Below are 24,580 nucleotides of genomic sequence, written 5' to 3' on the forward strand. Positions count from 1 at the left end.
TGCTTCGATCACTTCTTTGCGCCGCTGTCATAGTAGAACCGCTCGTGGGCGATCTTCCCGTCTTTCCACCGGCTGACCGAGACCTGTTCCATGTGGACCGGCTGATCGTTCTGGGCGATGAAGTCAATCGTGCTCTCCATGAACGCCGTGTCCCCTTCGACCGCTAGTGCCTTGACCTCGAACCCTTTCCATACCTTGACCTGCGCCAGGAACTGCTTCTCCCGCTCAATGTTCTCTGCCAGCCCCTTGGTCGGCGGGTTGCCGTTTTCCTGCATCTGGGTGTCGCTGGCGTAAAACTCGGTCATTGCATCGAGGATGCGACCGGTCTTGATGTACTCGACGAGCGAATCGACGCGACTGCGGATATTCTGGGTAGCCATGGGACTGTTCCTTTCAGGAATACGGGTTCAGGGAATCGATTGCCTCAGGGCAATCAGTTGTTTCAACAAGTAATTGGGTGCAAGACGTCCTGTTCGTGTGACACCCTTTTCGATTTTCTTTTGGGGCTATTCGGAAACTACGTTTCCGATTGACGCTGCCGGGCCTTGAACAGCAGCCGGCTGAGCTCTTTCCACTCCGCTTGCGTCAATCGCGTAGCCTGCTCGTCCATCAGACGCCTCAGCGGCGCCTCCAACTCGGCCAGCAGGTCCAGCGCCTTGGGGGTGATCGCGATATAGACCACCCGCCGATCCTTCTCGCTTCGATGCCTTGCGACCAGTCCGTCAGCTTCCAGACGGTCCACCAGGCGGGTCACGTCCGGCACCCGCGCGACCATCCGGGCACCGATCTCAAGGCAAGGAACACCCTCGCCGTCGTACTCCCGGTTCTTCTTGGCGCCGCGCAAGATCCGCAGGGCATTGTACTTGGGTTCCGAGATGCCGTGCCGTTTGAACAGCCCTTCGACCTCGGCGAGCATCACGCTATGGGTCCGGAGCAGGTTCAGGTACGCCTCTTCGACCGGAAACTCGAAGGGTTCACGCTTCTTGATCTCGTCTTTGAGGTCCACAGCCTGCTCCTGGGTTGCCGTCGGCCCGAGCTTGGCCCCAATCCTCGGCGGTTTAATGATACGCGTGACAACTATTGTGTCAACAAGTAAAAGGTCGCGAAGCGTTCCCGGCTGCGGCTTACTTCGGGTGTGATGGCATGGTTCTGGCGACATCCCGGCAACTCCCGTCGAGCGGGGCTGGCGATGTCGGAACGCGTTGGCGCTCAACGACAATCGCCAGCCGCCCCTTCGCTCGTCGGGCCCCGGCACGAAGTGTGGAAGGATCACCCCGCCCCTGGGCAGCGACCCTTCCGAACAACCCAATTGCACGTCCGAACCAGAGCGCTCAAAAAAAATCGGGATTTCCCGACCGCGTGGTGATCTGGTGTTCTCTGCTGTTCCAAGATGCATTAACATGGCCCCGACGAGTGACACGTATACGTTTGCGGCGAGCATGTTTATGAACGAAACGGGGGACCCATCACCGACGCCTCAAGATCCGATGCCGATTCAGACATTCATCCTCGCCAACGGCAGTCGGCTGCTGCAGTACATTCGCAAGATCTTTCCCACGTCCCTCCGCGCCTCCTACGACCCGCTCGACGTCTACCAGACCGCCGTCTTCGAGGCCTTCCGCCGGGCACCCCAGTTCCGCCACATCAATAACGATGCCACCATGGGCTGGCTCCGACTGATCGCCCGCCGACAGATCGGCATGACCCTTCGCCGCGAACGCCACCGTCTCCTGGCGGCGACCGCCGACGCACCCGCCGGCTCGGGTCCCACCCTTCGCCTGCTCGAGGAGTACGCGACGTACCTGCGTACACCCAGCAAGTCGGCGATGCGGCGGGAGATTCTGCGGGCGGTCGAACAAACGATGGAGTCGCTCCCGGCCCATCTCCGCGAAGCCGTCCGCCTGAAACACATCGAAGGCCTTGGCATGGCTGAAGTTGCCGCCAGGATCAACCGCACCGAGGCCGCCGCCGCCACCCTCTGCTACCGCGGTCTGCGGCTTCTGAAGCGAAAACTGCGGTCATTCTCGCAATTCGCCTGAAGCCGGAGCTGGTTCCCGCACCATCTCAAGGCCAGAGCGGCGTGCCTTCCAGCCCGGCCGTCTCCGGCTGACCGGTGATCAGGTTCGCGTTCTGAACCGCCTGTCCCGCCGCCCCCTTGCCCAGGTTGTCCACCACGCCCATCGCAATGACCAAGTTCCGCTCCGGGTCGGCGGCGTAACTCACGAACGTCAGGTTCGACCCCATCGCCCACTTGGTGTGCGGCGGCTTGTCCGTCACCCGCACGAACGGCCGGCCGGCATAGAACTTGCGCGCGGTCTCCAGGCACTGTTCGGTCGTCACGCCCGCGCCCGGATGCGTCCGGCAATAGATCGTCGCAAGAATGCCGCGCGTCATCGGCACCAGGTGAGGCGTAAAGATCAGCCCCGCCGAGCTCCCGCCGGACACCTTCGCGATCGTCGCCGCGATCTCCGGCATGTGCGTGTGCTTGAGCAGCCCGTAAGGCGACAGGTCTTCGTTCACCTCGGCATAACTGAACTTGCTGTCCCCGCCGCCCCGACCCGCGCCGCTGACGCCGGTCTTGGCATCCACAATGATGTTGCCCGGTTCGATCAGCTTCCCCGCCAGCAGCGGGGCGAGCGCGCCCAGCGTCGCCGCCGGGTAGCACCCCGGGTTGGCGACGCGCGACGCCGACTTGATCTGTTCCGGCCAGACGTCCGCCAGCCCGTAGGTCCAGCCGTCCACGTAGCGGTGGTCGCCGCCGATATCGACGATCTTCGTCCCCGCCGGCACCGCCGCGAGCGCGTCCTTCGACGCCCCGGTCGGCAACGACGCAAACAGCACATCGAGCTTCGGCAGGGCGGTCGGGTCCCACTTCTGAATGATCAGGTCGCCGAGCCGGCCGATGCCGGGGAACTTTTCGATCAGCTTCGACCCGGAGCTGCTCTCCCCGGCGACATACGCGACCTCGAACGACGGATGATTGGCACAAAGCCGCAGCGCTTCGCCGCCGCCGTACCCGCTGACCCCGACAATGCCGACTCGAATGCTCATAGTGGTGGAAGGATATGCGGCAGGGGACGGGGAGACAAAGTCGTGGTGGAAGGGACGAGATTAAGAAACGGAGAGACGAAGCGACGGAGTGGACGACCGAAGCACCACACCGCAGCAAAGCCGCAACAGAAAACAGAGGAAGCCACAGAGGCACCGAGACACAGAGGGCGTTTCGAAGCATGTTTCGGTTCTCCGAACAAGCATCGTTGAAGTCACAAGAAGACAGTGATGGCGTTCTGCCCTCTGTGCCTCTGTGGCTTCCTCTGGTTCGCGCAGAAGATCTTGTTCTTTCACTCGGCGCCCCATGGGAGGTCCGAATTCGCGGTCGGCTGTGTCGTTCCCTGCGGGTCGCCGGACTCCAGCCCGACCGTTGGTCGGTCGCGGCAAACAGGAACATCCGCTCGCGATTCGTCTCTCGATGATGACGTCCCTTATCATGCCCATCGAGCGATCCCTTCTATGACACAAAACGCGCCCATCCCCCAGGACCCCGAATCCCGCTGGCCGGTCGTTGCCGCGGTGCTCGCCACCGCCGGGCTTTACGCGGCGTTGCCGTCCGACCTGGCGGCGGGGCCCTGGTGGCTGATGCCTGTCGTCGCCGGCATCTTTGCCGTCCTCCTGGTGGCCACCCGACGGCACTATCACAAGCTGCATATCGTCGCCGGCCACCTGCTGTCGGGGACGATGACGGCGTTCATGATCTGGTCCGTCATCCAACTGGTCCTCTCACTGCCCACCCACCGCCTGCCGCCGGTCGCGCTGCTCCGGGCGGCCGGCGCGCTCTGGATCACCAACGTCGTGGTGTTCGCGCTCTGGTACTGGCGGCTCGACGCCGGCGGCCCGCACGTCCGCGATGCCAGGGCCGGCCACGAAACCGGCGCCTTTCTCTTCCCGCAGATGACCCTCGACGGCCCGGCCGGCGACGAAACCGACGGCAGCCCATGGGCACCCCGGTTCGTCGACTACCTGTTCCTCGCGTTCAACACCAGCGCCGCCTTCAGCCCCACCGACACCGCCGTCCTCGGCCGCTGGGCCAAGACACTGGTCATGACCCAGGCGATCATCTCGCTCGCCGTCGTGATCGTCCTCGCCGGCCGGGCGGTGAATATTCTTTGAAGCAGTCAGTAGTCAGCAGTCAACAGTCAGTAGTCAGTGATGAGATGCAGAGTCCAAGATGGGTGTCATGGTTAGCCGCGACCCGAAGGGGAGCGCGCCGCGGCACGCGGAGGATGTCAGGAAGTCCGTCAACACCTCGCTTTGCCGAACGAACCCAGCGCACCTGCGCCGAACGAACCCAGGGCGACCCTCCAGCCCACTGTCCGTGACACGGCTTTCCAAGCCGTGCGAGGTGCGCCACACACCAGGAGACGTCCATCTTCAATCACCCGGACCCGGGGCTTCGCGCGTACGCTGCGCCCGCGGCGTGTTTGTCGAACGAACCCGACGAAACCGGTTCCACCGGTCTGCGGTACGCCGCAGACCCGCGCGCCAAGTGAGGCCGACAACGCGGGTCTCAAGAGTACCGGCGACCCGTGACACCAACTTACGAACCGTCTTAGCGCCCGCTTCGCCGAACGAACCCACGGCCCAGTCGCTCGCAAGTCCGCCTCGCCGAACGAACCCAAGAATCCTCGGCACATCAGACAATCGCCGGCGCGACGCGCCGTTTTGCCGAACGAACCCAAGTGATAGTTCACAGTCGCGGTACTCCATGACATCCTCCGAACCGTCGCCATCGTCGGGACTGCGCGCAACGACCATTCCACACCGATCGATCGGTGCCGCAGGCCGGCGATATTGTTCTATATATGTTAGGTATAGGCGCGTCGATTGCAACAGAATTCTGCGCCGCGCCGACCGCGTTCATCACCTTTCGGAGCAGGTCGCCGAGAACACGGAGACGTCACTGAACGTTCGCCCGAGGGTGATCGGCCCAACCTGCCGATCGACCGAATCGCGCAAGGTCCATGTCCTGCTCCGAACAAGCCGATGAACCGCAGATTCCGCAGATGACGCACATGGGGAGAAAGAAATCTGCGACATCTGCGCAACCTGCGGTTCGCTTTCCATCGTCTCGGTGAGAGCCCCGCGTCGGTCGTGCCACCGGACCCATCCGATGGTATCTTTTCGATCGTTGTCACCCCGACCGGCGTCACGATGTCGCCCGACCTCGTCGTCAACCACCCGCCATGAGCGGCCACGACCCGTTTGCCAATCTCTACGACGACAGCGAGGCCCGCACCCGGGCCGCCGACTGGGCGTTCGACGCCCTGCGCCAGGGGTGGTCGCCGGAGACGGTTGAGGCACAGCTGATCGCCAACGGCTGGTCCGCGGACGACGCCGCCCTGTTCGCCGAGAACGCCCGCAAGCAGACGCGTCACATGCGAGGCGTGGTGACGCGGTCGGATGTCGCCGACGCCGTGCAGACGTCGGTGCGGAACCGGGACTCGACGCTGTTCAACGCCGGGTACATCGGCCCGCCGCAGGGCTTCATCGACGAGCCGGCCCCGGCCACCGCCGCGCCGGACAAGGTCGTGAGCTACGCCTCCCCGCCCGACAAGCGCGAAGCCAAACGGCTGCGGGCGGCGCGGCTCCGCGCGATGCTGACGATCCTCGGCGGCGCTGGACTGGCCGCGCTGGGCGTCCTCGTCGGCGCCGCTCAACTCCGCAGCAGGGAAGTCCTGACCACGCGGGACTTCGTCCTCCCCGGCATCATGCTGATCGGCGGATTCCTCCTGGCGTACATCGGCTACACCGAGTACCGCGCCCCGGCCCGCCTCGTCGGAAAGATCGACCGCGGCCTGCTGGACCGACCGGAACGGTGAGGGATCGCATCGCGGTGAAAGGGTGACCGATTCATGCCGGAGGCATGGCAGCCATTAGCCGGGGGTCGAGCGCCACGACACCCCCGGTCAAGCACCAACAGGATTCCGACCCCGGCAGGGGTTGCAGCCGTGTTATGCGACGTGACGCGGAGTGCCGCCGCTGCGACCCCGTCCGGGGTCGGACTTGTCATGGCGATGAATCCCGGGGGTATCGCTGCGCTCAACCCCCGGCTAATGGCCGCGAACCCTCCGGGTTCAGAGCCGGTAGCGTTGCACGCGCAGGCAGGGAAAGTAACTTACCGAAACTGGGGTCGGCCGTGTTAGTCGATCCGACGCGCGGGGTATACCAGTTAATTGGCAGGAGGTCGCTTGAAGATCGAGGATGTACAGGTTGCGGAGAAGCCTCTCGTGCTTGCGACTGCGGCTGATTTGGACACGCTAGCGTCACGCCTCTGGATCACGTTCCCATCTGGTTACCGTGAGTACGTCATGCGTCTCGGTGAGGGCGTCCTTGGCGGCTCCTTCGTGCGAATCTATCCCCCGTGGCGGATCGAGAAAGAGCTTCCGGAATGGAGGCGGCGCATCAATAAGTACTGGTTCTGGGCTGAAGGCCGCGAACTGCTGCCCAAGGAACGCGCCTTGGAGTGCGTGCTCATTGGAGATACCGTCAACGGCGACGAACTTGTGTTTCACCCGAGCCGCCCGAATCGGCTCTTAGTCTTGCCTCGCGAGAGTGAGCAGATCTTCGACGCGGGCGGCGATCTCCTGGACGCGATAGAGTGGATGTGCACCTCAGGCGAGTTGGTCGAGCGGTTCGACGAACGAAAGTTTGAACCCTTCGACAGCCGAGTCGATTCAGCGGATCGTGCATCCGAAGTGGCTGCGGCCGATCCCGAGGGCGAGTCGCTTGACGACCTCGTCGAACTGGCCGAGCGTTGGACAAAGCGGCATGCGGTGAAAGAAACTGCGCGGAAGCAGTTACGGCAGCAGACGCCGAAGGGTGGCAAGGCGGAACTAATCTACGAAGGCATCCTGATCGACGGGTCGTCGAAGTTGGATGTTGGGTACGGCGTGGCTTGGCGAATCAACGACAAGGAAACCGGAAAGCTGCTCGGTGTGTTTCGCTGGCGGAAGGGCGATGGGCATCAGGGTTCGGCGTACGAGCCAGCAAAGGGCGCATGAACTCGCGTTTGCACGGACCGAAAAATCCGAGGAATCGGAACAAGTTCCGGACGAGCCCAATTCTTCCGACACTGTGATTCGCCCCGTCCCGTTTTCCGCAACGCGTGCGTCGCCGCGGCACAGATCGGCATTCCCTTCTCCCCCTTCAGGAGGCTGCCATGCAACCCCTTCGCTATTCCATCAACGTGACCCTGGACGGGTGCTGCGACCATCGTGCCGGCACGACGGACGAAGAATTGCATCGTTACTGGGCCGAGAACCTGGCGCGGGCCGACGGACTGCTCTTTGGCAGGGTCACCTATGAAATGATGGAGTCCGCCTGGCGGCCGTCGGCGACGGGCGCGATGCCGGATTGGATGGCCGACTGGATGTTGCCCTTTGCCCGGACGATCGACGCGGCCAAGAAGTACGTCGTGTCGAGCACGCTGGACCGTGTCGATTGGAACGCGGAGCTGGTGCGCGGCGGTCTGGGGGACGCCGTCGGTCGGCTCAAGCGGGAGCCGGGCAAGGGACTGTTCGTCGGCGGCGTGACGCTCCCGAAGGCGCTCGCGGAGCTGGGGTTGATCGATGAGTACGAGTTCGTCGTGCATCCCAGGGTGGCAGGCCACGGGCCGACGCTGTTCGCGGGGCTGTCGAAGTATGTCGACCTGAAGCTCGTGAGCCGACGGGAGTTCGGCTCGGGGGCGGTGGCGCTGAGGTATGAGCCGAAAAGGTAGGGGGGTCGCTGCCCGTCGCCCTGCTGCGTGTGGTCTCGTGCAGCTTTACACTGTTTCTACGACCTGAGAGACTCTGTTGAACATTGACCAGGAAGGGGAGCGCTGCGCGATGCCGCCGATCATTTCGCCACAAGTTTGTTTTAAGCCCACGGGAGGTCGTACGCGCGACGACTTAGCAGCGACGTCGGTTGCAGTATCGATCGCGTGTCGATGTTTCGTGGGCATTACGCTGGTGCTCCCGATCCTTGCCACCGCCGCAGAGCCCACTACCGCCACGAGCCCGGCACCGGTGCCTGGGGCCTCAAGGCCAGCTTCCCCGCCACCGTTGGACCGACTTCTGTCACAGACGATTGACCGCGCGAATCAGGTATTGAGCGAGCCGCTGGCCCCGGGGGCGACGGCAGCCCAGGCGAAGGTGATTCTTGCAGAGCGGGGCGAACAGGCTAGGCGATTGGCCGCATCGCTTGTCGGCCAGCGGGTGACGGTCCACATCTCTGTCGCCGACGTCGTCGACTTAGGTCCGCTCGATCCGTCGACGGACAAGTCGCTGAGCAAGGCGCACAAGCTTGCCGTCAAAGGCTCCGCCGTCCTGCCACTTCCGCCTCAGGTGGAGAAGGACTGGAAGCAGCGGAGCTTGGATGTGGCGGCGGACTACAACAAGAAGATTGCATACGATCGACAAAAGGCACGCGACGCGACGATAGATCTCACTCGGAACATGTATGCCGGGAGCGCCACGCGGGCTGAGGCGAAGCGTAACGCTCACCTTCGCGAGATTCAGGCCGACCAGGCGTTATGGGCTGCGCGAGCGACACTGTTGGTCGTCGGGGATGACGCCGACTTGGCTCGCCGGCGGGGCGGCGAATCCGTCCGCGGCGAAGCCGAGATCCTCTCGGTCGATTTCACCCCTGGTCACCGGTCAGCCTTGGGCTGCGGTATGAAGACTGGAGCAAAGCCGGGCGAATGGTGATTGCAATTCGGCTGGCAAATGGGCAAGCGGCTTCCAAGGCCCGGTAGCGGCTTACATTCCGATTCTGCCGCGGCTGCGGAGTCGACAACAGAGGCGACACCGGGGGTGGGGTTGCGGTACGTTCTCCGGATGGACATCGACCTTCTCGCTTACAACCGCGACGCGTGGGACCGCCGGGTGGCCGGGCAGAACCAGTGGACGGTGCCGGTGTCGGCGGGGGAGATCGCCGAGGCGAGGTCGGGGAACTGGCAGATCGTGCTGACGCCGACCAAGCCGGTGCCGCGCGACTGGTTTCCGCCGCTGGCGGGGGCGCGGGTGCTGGGACTGGCCGCGGGCGGCGGACAGCAGGGACCGATCCTGGCGGCGGCCGGTGCCGAGGTTACCGTGTTCGATCTCTCGCCCGCCCAGCTCGCCCAGGATGACCTCGTCGCCCGGCGCGACGGGCTGGCCCTTCGCACCGTGCAAGGCGACATGGCCGACCTCTCCTGCTTCGCCGACGGCAGCTTCGACCTGATCGTCCACCCCTGTTCCAACTGCTTCGTCCCCGACATCCTGCCCGTCTGGCGGGAGGCCTATCGCGTGCTCCGGCCCGGCGGAACGCTCCTGGCGGGCTTCACGTACCCCATCGCGTTCGTGTTCGACCCGGAGCTGGAACAGGCCGGTGTCTTTCAGATCAAATACGCGATGCCCTATTCCGATCTGACGTTGACCGAGCAGGAACGCAAGCGCTACACCGACGCCGGCGATCCGCTGGCGTTCGGCCATAGCCTGGGGGACCAGCTGGGCGGGCAGATCGCCGCGGGGCTGGCGATCACCGGTTTTTACGAGGACCGCTGGAACCCCCAGACGCACGCGATCGCGCGGTGGATGGATTGCTTCGGCGCGACACGGGCGCAGAAGGCAAACCCCCGCTGAGGCACGGAGACACGGAGGAAGGTCCGCCTCCCGGCCGATTATGTGACGCGAGAATCCCCCTGCGCGCGCCCGAACCTCGTATGATGAGACCTTCCCGGGGGAATCACCTCTTACGAAAGAACATCACTATGGGCGACAAAAACCCGAAATCCGCGAAGAAGAACGCCGACCAGAAACAGGCCAAGAACGATCAGGCCAGCCAGAAGAAGCAGCAGGCGATCGCCGCCAAGCAGGCACCGGTCCTCAAGACGCTGAAGAAGAAGTAACCGCCGACCGGTCGGCGATCTGGCCGAAGTTCAACCAGAGATGCGCGTCTAACCACAGATGCACACAGATCTGCACAGATAGGACGAGAATCTTATCTGTGCAGATCTGTGTGCATCTGTGGTTCTCGCGCTTGGTCAATCCCCGCGATGGCGGTGCGGAGCGGCAGTTCGTATCCTGCACGGACTGAATCGCACCTGTTACGCCAACGCGGAGATTGCCCATGCCGTCATTGCCAGTGGGGTTTGCGCCGGTCCTTTGGACGTCGCCGGTCGTGGTGACGTTGTTTGTGCTCGCATTCGTCCTGGCGGCCAGCGCCGCGCGGGGCGAATTGCCGTTGCCCACGCCGACGGCCGCAGCGCCGCTTGCGCCGGCGGAGGAATCGGCCGTGCCGGCGCAGCAAGCCGTCCCCGCGCAGCCGCCGGTCGCCCCGGTTCGGCCGGTGGTGGACGACTACTTCGGCGTCAAGCTCAGCGATCCGTATCGATACTTCGAGAACCTGTCCGATCCGGAAGTCCGCGCCTGGTTCAAGGGGCAGGGAGATTACGCCGCCGCGACGCTGAAGGCGATCCCCGGGCGCGACGCGCTGCTGGCCCGCATTCGCGAGCTCGATGAAGCCGCGCCCTATCGCGTTTGGCCGGTTCGTCGCTGGCCCAACGGCGACCTCCACTACAACAAGCGCCTGGCCAACGAGAACCTCGACAAGCTTTACTTCCTGCCGGCGGGCGAGAAGGTTGGCGGGCCGACCGAACGCCTGCTGGTGGACCCCGAGCAGTTCTCGGCCGCCGACGGCAAGCACGCGTCGATCAGCTTTGTCCGGCCGTCGCCGGACGGAAGGCACATCGCGTTCGGCATTGCGATCGCCGGGTCCGAACAGACAGTACTGCGTGTGCGCGACGTGGCGACGGGCAAAGACCTGCCCGAGACGATCGACCGGCTCGAGCACGATTACCTCGACCCGTATTGGCTCCCCGACGGCAGCGGCTTCGTGTACGGCCGCCGCCGGGCCCGGGCGGCCGGCGCCCCCGAGACCGACCACTACAAGGACACCTATTCCTCCCTGCACATCCTGGGCACCGACCCGGCGAACGATCCTGTGATCTTCTCGCGGGCGACGCATCCGGCGGCCGGGCTTTCCGAGGCGGATTTCCCCGCCGTCGCGCTGACCCCCGGCAGCCGGTACATGATCGGGCAGGTCCGGCACGGCGATGCACGGGAGCTGACGCTGTTCGTCGCGCCGATCACCGCACTGTCGGCCGCCGAGCTGGCCAGGAACGCCGTGCCCTGGACGCCAATCTGCGTTCGCACCGACGAGGTGGAGGACTACGCCGTCCACGGCGACGACGTGTACCTGAAGACGGCAAAGAACGCGCCGACCTACAACGTGGTCCGCCTGTCGCTGGCCAAGCCCGACCTGGCGTCGGCGAAGGTGGTGGTCGAGGCCACTCCCGCGATGGTGGTGCGCGGCATCGCCGCGGCGAAGGACGGCCTGTACGTGGAACGACTCGACGCCGGCGTGGAGAAGGTGTTCCGCCTGCCGTACGGCGATGGGGCGGCGATCGAGGCGATCCAAACGCCTGCCGGCGAGCCGTCGGCATCGGCTTTTGGAACGAGCACCGATGTGGACGGGGCGCTGATCGCGACGTCTTCCTGGGTTCGCGGCGGAAAGATGTACACCTACGACCCGGCGAAGAAATCCCTCGCCGATGCAGGTTTGAAGCCGGCGGGAAAGTTCGACCATGTCGAAGGCTTTGAATCGATCGACGTGCAGGTGCCGAGCCACGACGGCGTGAAGGTGCCATTGTCGATCGTCTACAAAATGGGCCTGAAGCTGGATGGATCGCACCCGACGCTGGTCAACGGCTACGGCGCCTACGGTATGACCACGCCGCCACACTTCGACCCCATCCGGCTGGCGTGGCTGGAGCGCGGCGGTGTGCTGGCGTATGCCAGTGTTCGCGGCGGCGGGGCACTGGGCAAGCCGTGGCATCAGGGCGGACAGAAAACGACCAAGCCCAATACCTGGAAGGATTTCATCGCCTGCTGCGAGTATCTCGTGAAGCAGGGCTACACCAGCCCCGGCAAGCTCGCCGGGCAGGGGGGCAGTGCCGGCGGAATCCTCATCGGTCGGTCCGTCACCGAACGGCCGGACCTGTTCGCGGCGGCGATCGCGAACGTCGGCTGCCTGGACGCGGTGCGGATGGAAACCACCGCCAACGGCGTACCCAACATCCAGGAGTTTGGCACGTTTACCACCGAAGAAGGCTTTAAAGCGCTGCTGGCGATGAGCGCGTACGCCAACGTGAAGGACGGCGTGAAGTACCCCGCGGTGTTGCTGACACACGGCCTGAACGACCCGCGCGTAGAGCCGTGGCAGTCGGCGAAGATGACCGCCCGCCTGCAGGCGGCAACGGGCAGTGGCAAGCCGATCCTGTTCCGCGTCGATGCCGCCGCCGGGCATGGCATCGGTTCGACCAAGACGCAGCGGCAGGAGCAGCGGGCCGATGAATGGGCGTTTCTGTTGTGGCAGATGGGGGAGAAAATCGGAGGGTGATGCGACGACTGAGACCTGCGGATGAGCCCCTTTCGTCGTCCGCTTTAAACACGAAGGTCACGAAGGCACGAAGCTCACGAAGAGTCAATGCACGATTCGATCTTGGGCACACTCCATCATTTTTCCTTCGTGACCTTCGTGCCTTCGTGAGCTTCGTGTTGAAAACGGAGGACCAGAGGCGTTCATCCGCCGGTGGCAGCGACAGTTTCGGAACAGCTACGAGCCTCGCCCCAGATGCAATCACAATGCAATTGACACGAGGCTGCAACTGAGGCATGCTATCCGGCGTTGCGATTCACCGCGGTCATTCTCCTGCTCCTGGGCGTTGTCGCCGCCGGCACCGGCGCGGTAGCGCACCTGCACCGCGCCCAACACGCCACCAACGCACACCATCACCACGACGATCACCGTCACGTCGAACATGACGACGACGGCGACCATGACAACGCATGCCACGAATTGACCGCTGACGTCGGCGACCATGACGGCCACTGCCAGACCTGCCTTGATCTGTTGTTCCGCGTAGTCATCGCGGATGCCGCTCCGCCGACCGTCGCCTGCCGTGCCGCCGCCGTCGGGCGGCTCTCGCTCGAGTGGCAGGTTTTCGTCGTCGCCATTCCCCTTTGCATCGATTCGACGGGTCCGCCCGTCTCCTGAAGAGCATCTCTTTTGCCGTGAATCCGAGACAAATCCCCGTCGGATTCAGCCGGTGCGTTCTGTTCGACATCTCGTCTATCGCCGTGGCACAGGCTTCCCGCTTGTGTTGCGTCGTGCTCTTCCCATTCTGCAGGAGACCCATGCGCCTCGACATTCCAAGGCTTCGCGGCCTGACCGCCGCGATCGCTCTGCTCTTTGCGTCACCTTCTATTTCTCCGTCTGTTGCCCAGGAGACCAACCCATCGTCCGACGACCGTATCAAGCGGCTCGAACAGCGGTTCGAGCAGATGGAGAAAGACCTCAAGTCCCGTGAGGCCGAGATCGCTCGCCTGCAGGGCGAACTCGAGAAACGTCCCGCGGCCGCCCCGGCCACCCAGCCCTCTGTCGATGAAATCGAGAGAACCCGGCAGGACATTCTCGGCGACATCGACAAGCGAAAGGCCGACCCTTTTTCGCTGCGAATGCCGGCGGATTTCAATCCGAATATCGCAGTGATCAGCGATTTCATCGGCAACTACTCGTCCAACCGCAAGAACGATGCGCTCAACCGATTCGACGTCCGCGAGGTGGAGCTCGACTTCCGCGCCGCCGTCAGCCCCAATGCCGACGGCGTGCTGATCCTGGCGTTCGAGCGCGACGCCGAGAACCCCGTCTTCCCCGAAGGCGAACCACTCGAAGGGCCCGAGGGGTCGGTCAACATCGAAGAGGCGTACCTCAATCTGCACGACTTCGGCGTGCCGAATCTGCAAGCCAAGATCGGCCGGTTCCACGTTCGGTTCGGCCGGCAGAACATGCTGCACCTGCACGACCTGCCCACCAGCGATCCGCCGCTGGTCAATCAGGCGTTCCTGGCTCCCGAGGCGCTGACCGACGGCGGCATCTCGCTGAGCTATCTGTTGCCGCCGTCGCTGACCGGCGGACAGGCGATCGAAGTAATCGGCGAAGTGCTCGCCGCCGAGGGCGCCGGCAGCGAGTCGGCGACACTTACCGGCGATATCAACGTCGACTCGCCGGCGTTCAACGTCCACGCCCTTTGGAATACCGACATTTCCCCGGAATGGAATTTTGAGCTCGGCGGTAGTTTCCTCACCGGCCCGCGCGGGCCGGACAACAGCCAGCGGGCAAACCTCTACGGCGTCGATGCCACACTGCTTCGTCGCGATCCGACCGGTGGGTTTAAGAACACGCTTCTCCAGTCGGAGTTCATGTTCGGAGATCTCGACCAGGTCGACGGAACCAGCAGCCAGTCGTGGGGTGCCTACGTGCTGGCGCAACAGCAGATCGACCGCGACTGGTTCTTCGGGCTGCGGCTCGACTACACCCAGGACCCCAATGACGACAAGGCCGAGGCCTTCGGCTTCTCGCCGTACGTCAGTTGGTACTGGACCGAGTTCCTGCGATTCCGCCTTCAGTACCAGTACAAAGCCGGTGACGTGCCGACCGAGAACAACGTGTACTTCCAGCTCACCTGGCTGTTCGGCGCGCACCCGGCCCATCCGTACTGGGCGATGCGATAGGCCTTCGCGAAGAAGGAGAGTGGACGCTAGGTCGGCCGCCGTGCCTCCGTGGTGCTCCCCCTCGCTACAACCGCAGAAATCTCAAAAAGGAATGACATGAAATCAACACTGCTGACGCTCCTCGCCGTCATCGCATTCGCCGCTTCGCCGGCGAGTGCCAAGCTCAAGATTGTCACTACCACGCCCGACTTTGCCGACCTTGCACGGCAGATCGGCGGCGATCGCGTGGAGGTGCATTCGGTCATGAAAGGGCCGGAGAATGTTCACAATGTCCTCGCGTCGCCGCCGGAGATGGTGAAGCTCAACCAGGCGGATTTGTTCGTCCACAGCGGCCTCGATACCGAGCCCTGGCGCGACAACCTGTTGCGTGGGGCGCGCAATCCGCGGCTGGCCGCGGGCAAGCCGGGCAATGTCGATATGAGCGCCGGCATCGAGCTGAAGGACGTCCCCACCGGCCGCGGAGATCGTGCCCAGGGCGACATGCACGCCTACGGCAATCCGCACTTCACACCGCACCCGCTCAATGCGCAACGCATGACTGCCACGCTCGCCAAGGCGATGATCGCCGTCGATCCGCCGAACGCAGATCTGTATACGCAGAACGCGAAGAAGCTGGTCAATGACCTCGCCGACACGGCCAAGTGGATGAAAGAGCAGATGGCCCCCTTCGGCGGGCTGAAGGTAGTGACTTTTCATCAGGCTTGGCTGTACTTCGCCGAGTCCGCGGGTCTGAACATCGTCGGCACGATCGAGCCCAAGCCGGGGATCACGCCGTCGGCGGCTCAGGTGGCGCAGCTCATCGCGACGATGAAAGCACAGGGAGTGAAGCTGGTAATCGTCGAGACTTACAACGACGAAAAGCTTGCCGCGAGAGTCGCCGAGGCGGCGGGGGCGAAGCTGCTTCGGCTGCCCGATCACGTGAACGGCGTTCCCGAGGCGAAAAGCTATCAGGAGCTGTTCCGGTACAATGTCGGGAAGATTGTCGAGGCGGCGAAGTAGCCGAAAGGCGAACCCTCTTCAGGAGGACGGACATTCCTGTCTGTCACTCGGGCGAGGAGGATTTTCGAACTTCGGCACGCTTCTTCGGTGGGGCAGACATTCTTGTCTGCCTCGGACACGGTACGCCGTGTCCGACTCAACTGGGCCGGATCGATGTGCTTCGGACGGATGGGTACATCCGTCCGAGGCAGACAAGAATGTCTGCCCCACCAGAGCGCAGCCGAAGGTTCGACAGATCTTCCTCGGCCCGGGTGACAGACAAGTGCGTTCGTCCCCCCTCAGTTCACCTCTCCAGGATCTCCATGCCGCTCGTTCAACTCAACAACGCCAGCTTCGGCTACCGCCGACGGTCGGTGATCGCCGGCGTTTCGTGCGTTGTTGAAGCGGGGCGGTGCTTGGGCATCTACGGCCCCAACGGCGTCGGCAAGTCCACGCTGCTCCGTGGGATGACCGGGCTTCTTGCGCCGCTGACAGGCACAGTCGATGTCGCCCCCGGCATGCGGTTCGGCTATCTGCCGCAGCAGCGGGCCGGCGAAAGCCATTGGCCGATGACCTCACTCGACGCCGCGAGCATGGCGATCTCTGCGCAGGCGCGGTTTGGCTTCCTCCGGGGACGGCAGGAACGCGTCCTCAGTCGGATGGACGAACTCGGTGTCGTCGAACTGGCCGGCCGGCCGTTCTTTCAGTTGTCGGGCGGGCAACAGCAGCGGGTGCTACTGGCCGGCGCGTTTGCCGCCGACCCTTCAGTCCTCGTGCTCGACGAACCAATGAGCGGCGTTGACGCGGGCGCCCGGGAACTGCTGATCGAGCACCTCCAGCGTGCCAAGGCGAACGGCCTGGCGATCCTGATCGTCAGCCATGACGTCGCGGACCTGCTTGCGCTGGCGGATACCGCGCTCCTGTTGGAACCAGCGGCAGACGCCGGCAAACCCTCGCGGGGAGTGTCGATCGCCGCCGACGACATCGTCTCCCGTCTGACCGCCGGCCGAAGCGGTTTCAACCGGCAGCCGGCGTGGCAGGGGGCTGCGTCATGAGTGGCTCCATCGGCGACGGTTCCCTGTCGAGTTATTACTGGCCGATCATCCAGCTCTTCGCCCCGGCGATCATCACCGGGCTGGCGATGGCGGCTTCCGGCGCGAGCACCGGTGTGTTGCTTTTGCTTCGGCGGGAAGCCCTGCTGGCGCTGACCCTGCCGCAGGTCGTCGTACTCGGGGCGGCGTTCGGGCTGCGCTACCTGGCGTTCGACGACTCCGCCGAGCCATCGCCGACGGCACAATGGCTTATCGATCACACGGGCTGGCCGACACTCCCCGGCGCGGTGATTGCCGTTGTGGCGGCGCTGCTGCTGACGGCGGCGGCGCGAGTTCGCCGGGGCGAGTCGGCGGCGTCGTCGCGGTCGGGTATCGTGCTGCTTCCGTCGCTGTTCGTGGGCGCGATCTGCGCCGCCGTGCTGGTGGTCGCCGGTGGCGGCAATCATCTGATCGACGTACAGAATCGCTTCGTCGGGGCGGACATCGCTGTGGACGTACACCTGGCCGAGATCTCAACGACGGCGCTGCTGGCGTGCGGACTGGTTGCGGCCCTGCTCTGGCGACGCTGGCTGCTGATGGCCCAGGCACCGGGCATCGCCCGCATTGCCGGGCTTCGGCCGGCGCTATGGGACGGCGGGTTCCTTCTACTACTGGCGACCATCATCCTCGTCGGCACGAATGCTTTGGGGGCGGTGATGGTACTTTCGCTGCTCTTTCTGCCGGCGGCGACAGTGCTCCCCTGGTGCCGTCGCGTGCCCACCGCGATGATCGCCGCCACGATCCTGTCCCTCCTGCTCTACGCCGGAGGATTCCTGCTCTCAAACGCCGAAGGCTTCAACTGGCCGCTCAGCCATACCGTTGGCGGAATGGGACTGACGGTCTTTATCCTCTCGTACCTCCTGTCGCTTGTTCTGACTTCGTGAGCCTACCCGGCCTTTGGCAAACGCCTGAGATTGGACTACAAAAGAAGCGATCGCCGGACGTCCGCTGTTCGGACGAATGGGTTCATTTCGGGGAGTCTGTCATGAGCACCGTGGAGCCATTTGTTGAGTGTGCGGGTTGCGGTCGCAAGTCCCCCTGGAAGGCCGCGTACGCCGGCAAACGGCTGCGCTGCAAGTGCGGGCAGGTGATCGAAGTGCGAGCCGCACCCGTCGAGACGGCCGACGACGACGGACCGGAGATTATCGAGGAGCCTTCGCTTCGCGGCGTGACACCCCACCGGATTCCCGTTGCGCCGGACGTGCCCCTGCCGACAAGTCCCGTTTCGACCGTCGCCGCGCCGCCCAATCCGTTCGACGAACCCGAGGCGGCGTCCATCCCGCTTGCACCTTCGGCGGAGGAACCCCCGGCGGCACCTCCCGATGATCGCGTGTCCGATCCCGATGACTACGGTTCTTACGGTATCGCGCCGATGGCGGCGATTCCGATCACGCGACGGCCCGAGCCGGCCGTCGCGTACAACCCGGCCGAAGATGACGACGACGATGACGATCTGCTTCCGGCGCGGCCATCCCGCGGCGGGGCGGCGGGCGTGTCGATGATGTCGGGGCCGATGACGCCTGTCCTGGGATACAACGCCGCCCGCCGTCGCCGGGCCACAGACGACGAACAGGAGCAGATCGCGTCGTACCAGAAGAAGGAGATGGTCCTGCCGGCGATCCTGATCGCGGTCGGGCTGCTCGCGACGTTTGTCCAGGCGCGAATCGACCTGGGCAGGTTCGATATCCTGGCGATGTGCGTTTACGTCGCCGTCGCGACGGTCATCAACCTGGTGCTGATCTTCGCGGCGCTGCTGATCGCCGCCAAGCTGCTCGACCTGGGCCTCGGCGAAGTCGGGCCGGCGCTATTGAAGATCGCCGCCGTCGCGATCCTGCCGTCGGCGATCGGCGGCATGATCCAGGCGTCGGTCGGGTTTATCGGCGGGATGCTGGCGTGGGTGGTCACGCTCGGGCTGTTGTACCTGCTGTTGAGCTGGCTCTTCGAGATGGACGCGCAGGAGATGATGATTACCGCGGTCATCATCTGGTTCATGCGGACATGGGTCGCGTACTTCGTCATCATGGCGATCTTTAGCGGCGGCTCGGACGACAGCTCCACCGCCAACACAAACGCGGGCGGCGGAAATACGCCGTGGGTCGCCCCGGCCGGAGGCGGTGGTACCGGTAGCACACCAGCGCCATCCGGCGACGGCACCGACCCCGGCGACGGCACAACGCCGCCTGATGACGGCACGACGCCTCCGGCCGCCAAGCCGCCGCAGGATGGAACCACGCCACCCGAGACCCCGCCAGGCGAGTGAGACCTGTTGCGACGCTTTCTGGGAACGCCGAGCTCCAGCTCGGCACCTCTAGGCTCGATTTCACCGCAACCTGGCTAAGGGTTAGCACCGGAAAGTCCGCATTCAACACGAAGACACGAAGGGCACAAAGGGCACGAAGAAGCGGCCGAAAAGGCGCTGTTTACGACGGCTGGCCGATGTTGCTGATGTTCCCTCGTGGCCTTCGTGACTTCGAGCCTTCCTGCTGGAATTGTGGGGATTGAGCTCCAACCAACGAGACTTCGCTTAGCGGCATCGGGTGCCACGGGTCGGCGGTACTCCGCAGACCCGTGCGCGGGTCACGTCGTCCGCACGGGTCTCTGGAGTACCAGCGACCCGTGGCACCAACTTGCGTGCCGAGGCACCGTTTGTATCCCTGCCCCTCGCGGCTCGATTGTATTCAGATCCCGGCGTCCCCTATGCTTCCCTTATGCCTGCCGCGACTGACGAACTCTTTCTCCGCCGTGCCATCCGCCTGGCGATGAACGGGCGGGGAATGGTCGAGCCCAACCCGATGGTCGCCTGCGTGCTCGTCCGTGACGGGCAGGTGATCGGCGAGGGGTACCACGCGAGGTTTGGCGGCCCGCACGCCGAACCGTCGGCACTGGCCGACTGCCGCGAGCGGGGCAACTCGCCCGCCGGCGCGACGGCGTATGTCACCCTCGAACCCTGCTGCCACACGAATAAGAAAACGCCGCCCTGCGCGCCGCGACTTATCGAGGCCGGCGTGGCCCGAGTCGTCATCGGCTGCCTTGATCCCAACCCTGCCGTCAACGGCAACGGCGTGGCCATGCTCCGCGCCGCCGGCATCGAGGTGACCAACGGCGTCTGTGAAGGCGAGGCGAAACAACTGATCGAGCCGTTCCTGCGATCGGTCGAGCACGACAGCTACCTGACATTGAAGTGGGCACAGTCGGCCGACGGCAAAGTGGCCGGCCCCGGCGGGAAGCGAACACAGATCAGCGGGCCAGAGTCGTCACGGCTGGTGCATCAACTCCGGGCCCGATCGGATGCGATTGTCATCGGCATTGGCACGGCGTTGATCGACGACCCGATGCTGACGCCACGCGATGTACCCCTGCGGCGTAAGCCGCTGCGGATCGTGCTCGATCCGCAACTGCGGCTGCCGCTGACATCGAAGCTGGTGTCGACGGCGAAGGATTGGCCGACGGCGGTCATCCATGACGAATGCCGCACAAACTCCCGTCACGCGGAGGAACTTCGTGAGCGAGGCGTAGCAGTTCATTGCAGTGAGCATTTCGGCAGGCGCGGCCAACTCGAAGCCTTCGCGGCATTGCAACTGATTCGCGAGGAACTCGGCGTTCGTGACCTCTTTATGGAGCCCGGCCCCACGTTAGCTGGCAGCTTTCTGGCAGTAGCGAATCGTGTCTGGGTGTTCCGATCGCTGACGAGCATGAACGATTCGACCGCACCGGCCGCGGCGACGATCCCCGCCCAACTGGTACCGTCGGGAACAATCCGTGTCGGCGACGATGAGCTCACCGAGTACCGCCGGCCCATGATCGATGCCGCGACGGATCGACCTTACGCGGTGTCCGCGTCTGCGGACCTGGTGCTGGCGTCTTCGACGCCGAGTTGATCGGGCGTGGGGTGTTCGGGTTCGCTTCATCCGCCTGGCCCGGCTCCGTCTGTCGAAATCGGGTCGATTTCTCGTACCCGTTTGAACGCCTGCTGCGAATTCGCGTTGTGCGAGTAGAATGCCGACGGCGACGAAATGAGTGCGCGTGAATCGGCGTCGTTGTGGTGCAGCCGTCCCGGCTGCATTGCAGGCGGGACGCCAGCACCAAAAGCGCTGAATCCAACACACTCATCACGTATCCCACGCACCGCGCATGACCCGAATCCCCCCAACCAATCCTCAGCCCGGCGCGGCCCAGGCGTCGTCGTCGCAGGCACTGACCCCAGTCGCCCGACCCGCCAACGCGCCGGCTGGATCGCCCGTTCGACCCGCCGCGACATCCACGCAGGTGCCGACGCCGGTACAGGTCGCCGCGTCCACCGGGGCACAAACGCCGCATACATCGGCGATTCATCGCGCGTTCGAGGCGAGCCTTGAGTTCTTTCTCGGCCCGCTGTTGCCGTTCCTGCGCGACGCCGAGGTGACCGAGATCATGGTGAACGGCCCGACCGACATCTACGTCGAGCGCGCCGGGCAGATCACGCGGACCCAGGCGGTCTTTCCTTCCGAGGCCGACGTGCAGGCCGCCGCCCGGAATGTCGCCCAGTTTGTCGGTCAGCCGATCTCCGAAGAGCGGCCGATCATGGACGGCCGGCTGCCGGACGGCTCACGTGTATGCGTCGTTCTCGGCACCGTTGCGGCAAGAGGGACACAGATCAATATTCGCCGGTTTCCGCAGGCCAGCGGGACTCCGCAGTTTCTCATCGACCGCGGCGCGATTACGCCGATGGCGATGGAGTTTCTGCTGCTGGCGGTCCGGGCCAAGTGCAACCTGATGGTCAGCGGCGGGGCGGGCTGCGGGAAGACGACGCTGATCAACGTGCTCTCCACCGCGTTCGGGGCGGCCGAGCGGATCCTGGTCATCGAAGACACGCGAGAATTGCAGATTCAGCGAGAACACGTCGTTCAGATGGAAGCCCGCCCGCCCGACGCCCACGGCCGGGGGCAAATTACCATCCGCGACCTGTTCGCGGCGTCGCTGCGCATGCGGCCGGACCGGATCATCATCGGCGAAGTTCGGCGGGGCGAGGCGCTGGACATGATCCAGGCGATGACCAGCGGTCACCGTGGCGCGCTCGCAACTGTTCACGCATCAACGCCTTACGATGCGTGTCATCGGCTCGAAACCCTGGCGATGATGGCCGACGTCGGCATCCCGCTGCACGCGTTGCGGCGGCAGGTGGCGTCGGCGGTGGATTTGCTGGTGCAGGCCGAGCGTCTCAGTTCCGGCAGACGTCTGATATCATCGATCTCCGAGGTGTCGCTCGACGAGGCAACCCAGCAGTATGCCCTCAACGAATTGTTCCGACTGGAAGGCGAGGGCAACGCCCGGCAACTCGTCTGGACCGGCGGGCGGTCCAGAACGCTCGCCACGGTCGCCGAGGCCGGTTTGGGTGGGCAAATGCAGCTAACGTTGCCGATGAGCGGACGGTAAAGTGGTCACTGGTTAGCGGTCGCACCGCAGGTGCACCGGGCGTTGGATGTGACATCGACATGCTGATCCGACGATGCCGAGTTTCGCTCCGCCGACTTCGCCGCCGACTGGCGGGTGATTCGGGAGCGCTCTCGACGGAATACATGCTGATCATGGTGTTCGTGGTGCTGCCGATCGCGTTTCTAATGCCGATGTTCCTGAAGATGATCAACACCTACGGCACGCGGGTAACGAGTCTGATGCGGTCGCCGTTTCCGTGACTGTTGTGGCATGGGCAGATACTCTTGTCCGTGCAAAGGGCGAACCAGGCACGGGCATGAGTAGATGCCAATGCCACAAGTATCGGGGCGACGGGATTGCGGAGAATGGAGCCAACTATGCTGAAACGGATCGGGCGGAAGATCAAAGCCTTGCACGAAAACGAGTCGGGCGCGATGTCGGTCGAGAAAGTGATGATCATCGCGCTGATCGCGCTGCCGATCATCATCGCGCTCTGGCTGTTCCGAAAGACACTCGTCGGTTGGTTTACCGACCAGACCCAGGATCTGCAGCCGTAGGGTGACGCTGTCGCGCGCCGGACAGCGGTCTGATGGAGCCGTGTGTCCATGACGCAAGCCACTCCCGTGTGCGTTGGGCGGGACGCGAAATGAGTTATCTTCTTGCGGGCGTCCTTTGAACTCCATCGCACCACGCACGGGCTGGAAGCCCGTGTCACAGATTGCGTCGTTCGACTTCGTCGCCGAACTGCGATTGATCATGGACGCCGACACCGCCGTCATCTCCGCCGATATCAAAGCCACGGCGAGAACGCCCTGGGCTGAGGCGTGGGGCGGGATGGTCGGAGTGGCGGCCGTAGCGGCGACGGCGGCGATGCTCGTCCGCGGCCCAGCCGCAACTAGCGCGGGCGGAATCCCCGCTGCTGGATCCGGCCTGTTCCTTCCCGTCCTGTGTCTGGGCGTGACGGTGATTGCGGCGGGTTTTGACGCCGCGACCAACCGCATTCCCAACCCGCTGACCTACACCGCTGTCCTGGTTGGGGTTCTTGTTAATTGTCTTGCGCTCTTGCTCAATCAGATCGCGCCGCGCGTGGCATCGCAGTGGCTCGGGGCGGCGGGGCCGACGCAGTCGGCGCTGGGGCTGCTGCTGTTCGGCGGGATCGGCCTGATTGGGGTTGTCTTCGCCGGCATGGGCGGCGGCGACATGAAATTGCTGGCCGCGATCGGTGCGATGCTCGGGATGTCGCGGGCGTCGGATGTACTCATCTGCGGAGCGGCGGTCGCCGTCGTCTATGCCCTGGTCAACCTGTTGATTGCCGGCCGACTGAATGCGACGTGCCGGCTCGCGGCGAGCCACCTGCTGAACTGGGTCTATCTGCGGCGATGGACGTTGTCAGACGACCAGGAGAAGCCGGCATCCCGGCGAACGATTCCCTTGGCCTTGCCGCTTCTTGCGGGCACGATGCTGGCGCAGACGCCGCTGGTCGCGAATGCGATCGGGTGGATGTCGGGTGTCGGATAACGGTGCGAGTGACGCCGTAGGGTCCGCCTTGGCGGACGCGAGTGCTTCACCGGTCGTAACAGCTTCGGCGTGGTTTGACGTTCGCGTCCGCCAAGGCGGACCCTACAAAAAGGCGACACCGAAGTCAGTCTGTGAGAATGCGCCTGGTCTGCGAACATTAATGTCGTCAAACCGTTCCATCATCGTCCGCATTATCCGCACCGCCCGCGGTGACGACGGCGCGGCGGCCGTCTCGTTCATCATGACCTTCCCGTTGTTCCTGTTGATTGTCGCGATCATCGTGCAATTGGCCCTGATCGTGACCGCCAAGATCATGATCTCCCACGCGGCCGACACCGCGGCTCGCGCCGCGATGACGAGCCTTCCGGAAGACAAGCCCGACAATGTTGCTCGTGCCGCCAGACTGGCGCTGACGCCGATCTGCCCGGAAGCAAAGAACGGTGCGTCGTCGCAGGCGTCGGCAGTCGCCGATGCCTTGCGGCAACTCGGCACCGAAGTCCCTGAAAGCTTTGCCAATCGATACACCTACGCGATGGAAGCGACGCAGGTCAACTGGACGCCGTCGGAGCACAACTACATCGGGTCGGAAGGCTCGCCGGTCGAGGTCGAATTGACGTATCAGTTTCGCCTGACGGTACCCTTCGCGATGCGGCTGGTCTCCGGCAGAGAGACCTCTGTCGCCGGCGTGAGCGGCCGTTTCTGGGAAGTGTCGGCCCGCCGGCAGGTTCAGGCGTCGCACGGCCGGCGGGCGCGGATTGATAACGATTTCTGGTCGCGGTGAACGAAGGCATCGCCACGGCCGAGAAATCACCACGGAGGCACGGAGACACGGAGGGCAACCGGTGATCAGCACGAGTTGTCATCCTGCGGTACTCCGAAGGACCGTGTATCCCTGGCGGAGACGTAAACGACCGGACTGTGCCCGTGGAT

General features: G+C 64.3%; 24 protein-coding genes. 21 read left to right on the forward strand and 3 right to left on the reverse strand.

Annotated elements, in window-relative coordinates; translation table 11 throughout:
- Window positions 1-8 precede the first annotated feature (8 nt).
- Both IPV69_RS19300 and IPV69_RS19305 read right to left on the reverse strand, forming a co-directional pair.
- Complete coding sequence (locus IPV69_RS19300; protein WP_206291355.1) at window positions 9-380, reverse strand: nuclear transport factor 2 family protein; 372 nt, start codon at window positions 378-380, stop codon at window positions 9-11.
- Window positions 381-517: 137 nt separating this feature from the next.
- Window positions 518-1,006 (reverse strand): MarR family winged helix-turn-helix transcriptional regulator, encoded by a 489-nt coding sequence (locus IPV69_RS19305; RefSeq protein WP_206291356.1) that lies wholly within the window; start codon window positions 1,004-1,006, stop codon window positions 518-520.
- Between the two features lie 481 nt (window positions 1,007-1,487).
- Here IPV69_RS19305 and IPV69_RS19310 point away from each other — a divergent pair, with 481 nt between their 5' ends.
- Window positions 1,488-2,039: an RNA polymerase sigma factor gene (locus tag IPV69_RS19310; protein WP_206291357.1), complete on the forward strand. Its 552-nt coding sequence runs from the start codon at window positions 1,488-1,490 to the stop codon at window positions 2,037-2,039.
- A gap of 25 nt (window positions 2,040-2,064) precedes the next feature.
- On the opposite strand, the gene argC is transcribed toward IPV69_RS19310, so the two are convergent.
- Window positions 2,065-3,051, reverse strand: a complete 987-nt coding sequence (gene argC / locus IPV69_RS19315) for an N-acetyl-gamma-glutamyl-phosphate reductase (RefSeq protein WP_206291358.1) — start codon at window positions 3,049-3,051, stop codon at window positions 2,065-2,067.
- Window positions 3,052-3,510: 459 nt separating this feature from the next.
- On the opposite strand from argC, the gene IPV69_RS19320 reads away from it, so the two are divergent.
- The 20 genes from IPV69_RS19320 (at window position 3,511) to IPV69_RS19415 (ending at window position 24,431) form a co-directional block, all read left to right on the forward strand.
- Window positions 3,511-4,167: a hypothetical protein gene (locus IPV69_RS19320; protein ID WP_206291359.1), complete on the forward strand. Its 657-nt coding sequence runs from the start codon at window positions 3,511-3,513 to the stop codon at window positions 4,165-4,167.
- A 1,073-nt stretch (window positions 4,168-5,240) separates the two neighbouring features.
- Window positions 5,241-5,876 carry a hypothetical protein gene (locus IPV69_RS19325; protein ID WP_206291360.1) on the forward strand — a complete coding sequence of 212 codons (636 nt, stop codon included), beginning with the start codon at window positions 5,241-5,243 and terminating at the stop codon, window positions 5,874-5,876.
- A 369-nt stretch (window positions 5,877-6,245) separates the two neighbouring features.
- Window positions 6,246-7,058 (forward strand): SMI1/KNR4 family protein, encoded by an 813-nt coding sequence (locus tag IPV69_RS19330; RefSeq protein WP_206291361.1) that lies wholly within the window; start codon window positions 6,246-6,248, stop codon window positions 7,056-7,058.
- Window positions 7,059-7,216: 158 nt separating this feature from the next.
- Window positions 7,217-7,774, forward strand: coding sequence for a dihydrofolate reductase family protein (locus IPV69_RS19335; RefSeq protein ID WP_206291362.1), 558 nt, complete (start codon window positions 7,217-7,219; stop codon window positions 7,772-7,774).
- 325 nt (window positions 7,775-8,099) lie between these two features.
- Window positions 8,100-8,744 (forward strand): hypothetical protein, encoded by a 645-nt coding sequence (locus IPV69_RS19340; RefSeq protein ID WP_206291363.1) that lies wholly within the window; start codon window positions 8,100-8,102, stop codon window positions 8,742-8,744.
- A 129-nt stretch (window positions 8,745-8,873) separates the two neighbouring features.
- Window positions 8,874-9,659 carry a class I SAM-dependent methyltransferase gene (locus IPV69_RS19345; RefSeq protein WP_206291364.1) on the forward strand — a complete coding sequence of 262 codons (786 nt, stop codon included), beginning with the start codon at window positions 8,874-8,876 and terminating at the stop codon, window positions 9,657-9,659.
- Window positions 9,660-9,787: 128 nt separating this feature from the next.
- A complete protein-coding gene (locus IPV69_RS19350; RefSeq protein ID WP_206291365.1) occupies window positions 9,788-9,925 on the forward strand; it encodes a hypothetical protein in 138 nt (45 codons plus the stop codon).
- A gap of 221 nt (window positions 9,926-10,146) precedes the next feature.
- On the forward strand, window positions 10,147-12,477 hold the full coding sequence (locus IPV69_RS19355) for a prolyl oligopeptidase family serine peptidase (RefSeq protein WP_206291366.1): 2,331 nt from the start codon (window positions 10,147-10,149) through the stop codon (window positions 12,475-12,477).
- 288 nt (window positions 12,478-12,765) lie between these two features.
- Window positions 12,766-13,134 carry a hypothetical protein gene (locus IPV69_RS19360; RefSeq protein WP_206291367.1) on the forward strand — a complete coding sequence of 123 codons (369 nt, stop codon included), beginning with the start codon at window positions 12,766-12,768 and terminating at the stop codon, window positions 13,132-13,134.
- Window positions 13,135-13,274: 140 nt separating this feature from the next.
- On the forward strand, window positions 13,275-14,651 hold the full coding sequence (locus tag IPV69_RS19365) for a hypothetical protein (protein ID WP_206291368.1): 1,377 nt from the start codon (window positions 13,275-13,277) through the stop codon (window positions 14,649-14,651).
- A 96-nt stretch (window positions 14,652-14,747) separates the two neighbouring features.
- Window positions 14,748-15,650, forward strand: a complete 903-nt coding sequence (locus IPV69_RS19370) for a metal ABC transporter substrate-binding protein (protein ID WP_206291369.1) — start codon at window positions 14,748-14,750, stop codon at window positions 15,648-15,650.
- Between the two features lie 302 nt (window positions 15,651-15,952).
- Window positions 15,953-16,684 (forward strand): metal ABC transporter ATP-binding protein, encoded by a 732-nt coding sequence (locus IPV69_RS19375; RefSeq protein WP_206291370.1) that lies wholly within the window; start codon window positions 15,953-15,955, stop codon window positions 16,682-16,684.
- The gene (locus IPV69_RS19380) at window positions 16,681-17,604 is read left to right on the forward strand and encodes a metal ABC transporter permease (protein ID WP_206291371.1); all 924 of its coding nucleotides are present in this window, start codon (window positions 16,681-16,683) and stop codon (window positions 17,602-17,604) included. Before IPV69_RS19375 ends, IPV69_RS19380 begins: the two co-directional genes overlap by 4 nt.
- Window positions 17,605-17,705: 101 nt before the next feature.
- Window positions 17,706-18,980 carry a hypothetical protein gene (locus tag IPV69_RS19385; protein WP_206291372.1) on the forward strand — a complete coding sequence of 425 codons (1,275 nt, stop codon included), beginning with the start codon at window positions 17,706-17,708 and terminating at the stop codon, window positions 18,978-18,980.
- Window positions 18,981-19,428: 448 nt separating this feature from the next.
- Window positions 19,429-20,598, forward strand: a complete 1,170-nt coding sequence (gene ribD / locus IPV69_RS19390) for a bifunctional diaminohydroxyphosphoribosylaminopyrimidine deaminase/5-amino-6-(5-phosphoribosylamino)uracil reductase RibD (protein WP_206291373.1) — start codon at window positions 19,429-19,431, stop codon at window positions 20,596-20,598.
- Window positions 20,599-20,851: 253 nt separating this feature from the next.
- Window positions 20,852-22,132: a CpaF family protein gene (locus IPV69_RS19395; RefSeq protein WP_206291374.1), complete on the forward strand. Its 1,281-nt coding sequence runs from the start codon at window positions 20,852-20,854 to the stop codon at window positions 22,130-22,132.
- Between the two features lie 59 nt (window positions 22,133-22,191).
- Window positions 22,192-22,392, forward strand: coding sequence for a hypothetical protein (locus IPV69_RS19400; protein ID WP_206291375.1), 201 nt, complete (start codon window positions 22,192-22,194; stop codon window positions 22,390-22,392).
- Between the two features lie 117 nt (window positions 22,393-22,509).
- Entirely contained in the window at window positions 22,510-22,689 is a 180-nt protein-coding gene (locus IPV69_RS19405) for a hypothetical protein (protein ID WP_206291376.1), read from the forward strand.
- 151 nt (window positions 22,690-22,840) lie between these two features.
- The gene (locus tag IPV69_RS19410; protein WP_206291377.1) at window positions 22,841-23,650 is read left to right on the forward strand and encodes a prepilin peptidase; all 810 of its coding nucleotides are present in this window, start codon (window positions 22,841-22,843) and stop codon (window positions 23,648-23,650) included.
- 160 nt (window positions 23,651-23,810) lie between these two features.
- Window positions 23,811-24,431: a TadE/TadG family type IV pilus assembly protein gene (locus IPV69_RS19415; protein ID WP_206291378.1), complete on the forward strand. Its 621-nt coding sequence runs from the start codon at window positions 23,811-23,813 to the stop codon at window positions 24,429-24,431.
- The last annotated feature ends 149 nt before the right edge of the window (window positions 24,432-24,580 follow it).

The organism is Humisphaera borealis (genome assembly GCF_015169395.1).
Lineage (GTDB): Bacteria > Planctomycetota > Phycisphaerae > Tepidisphaerales > Tepidisphaeraceae > Humisphaera > Humisphaera borealis.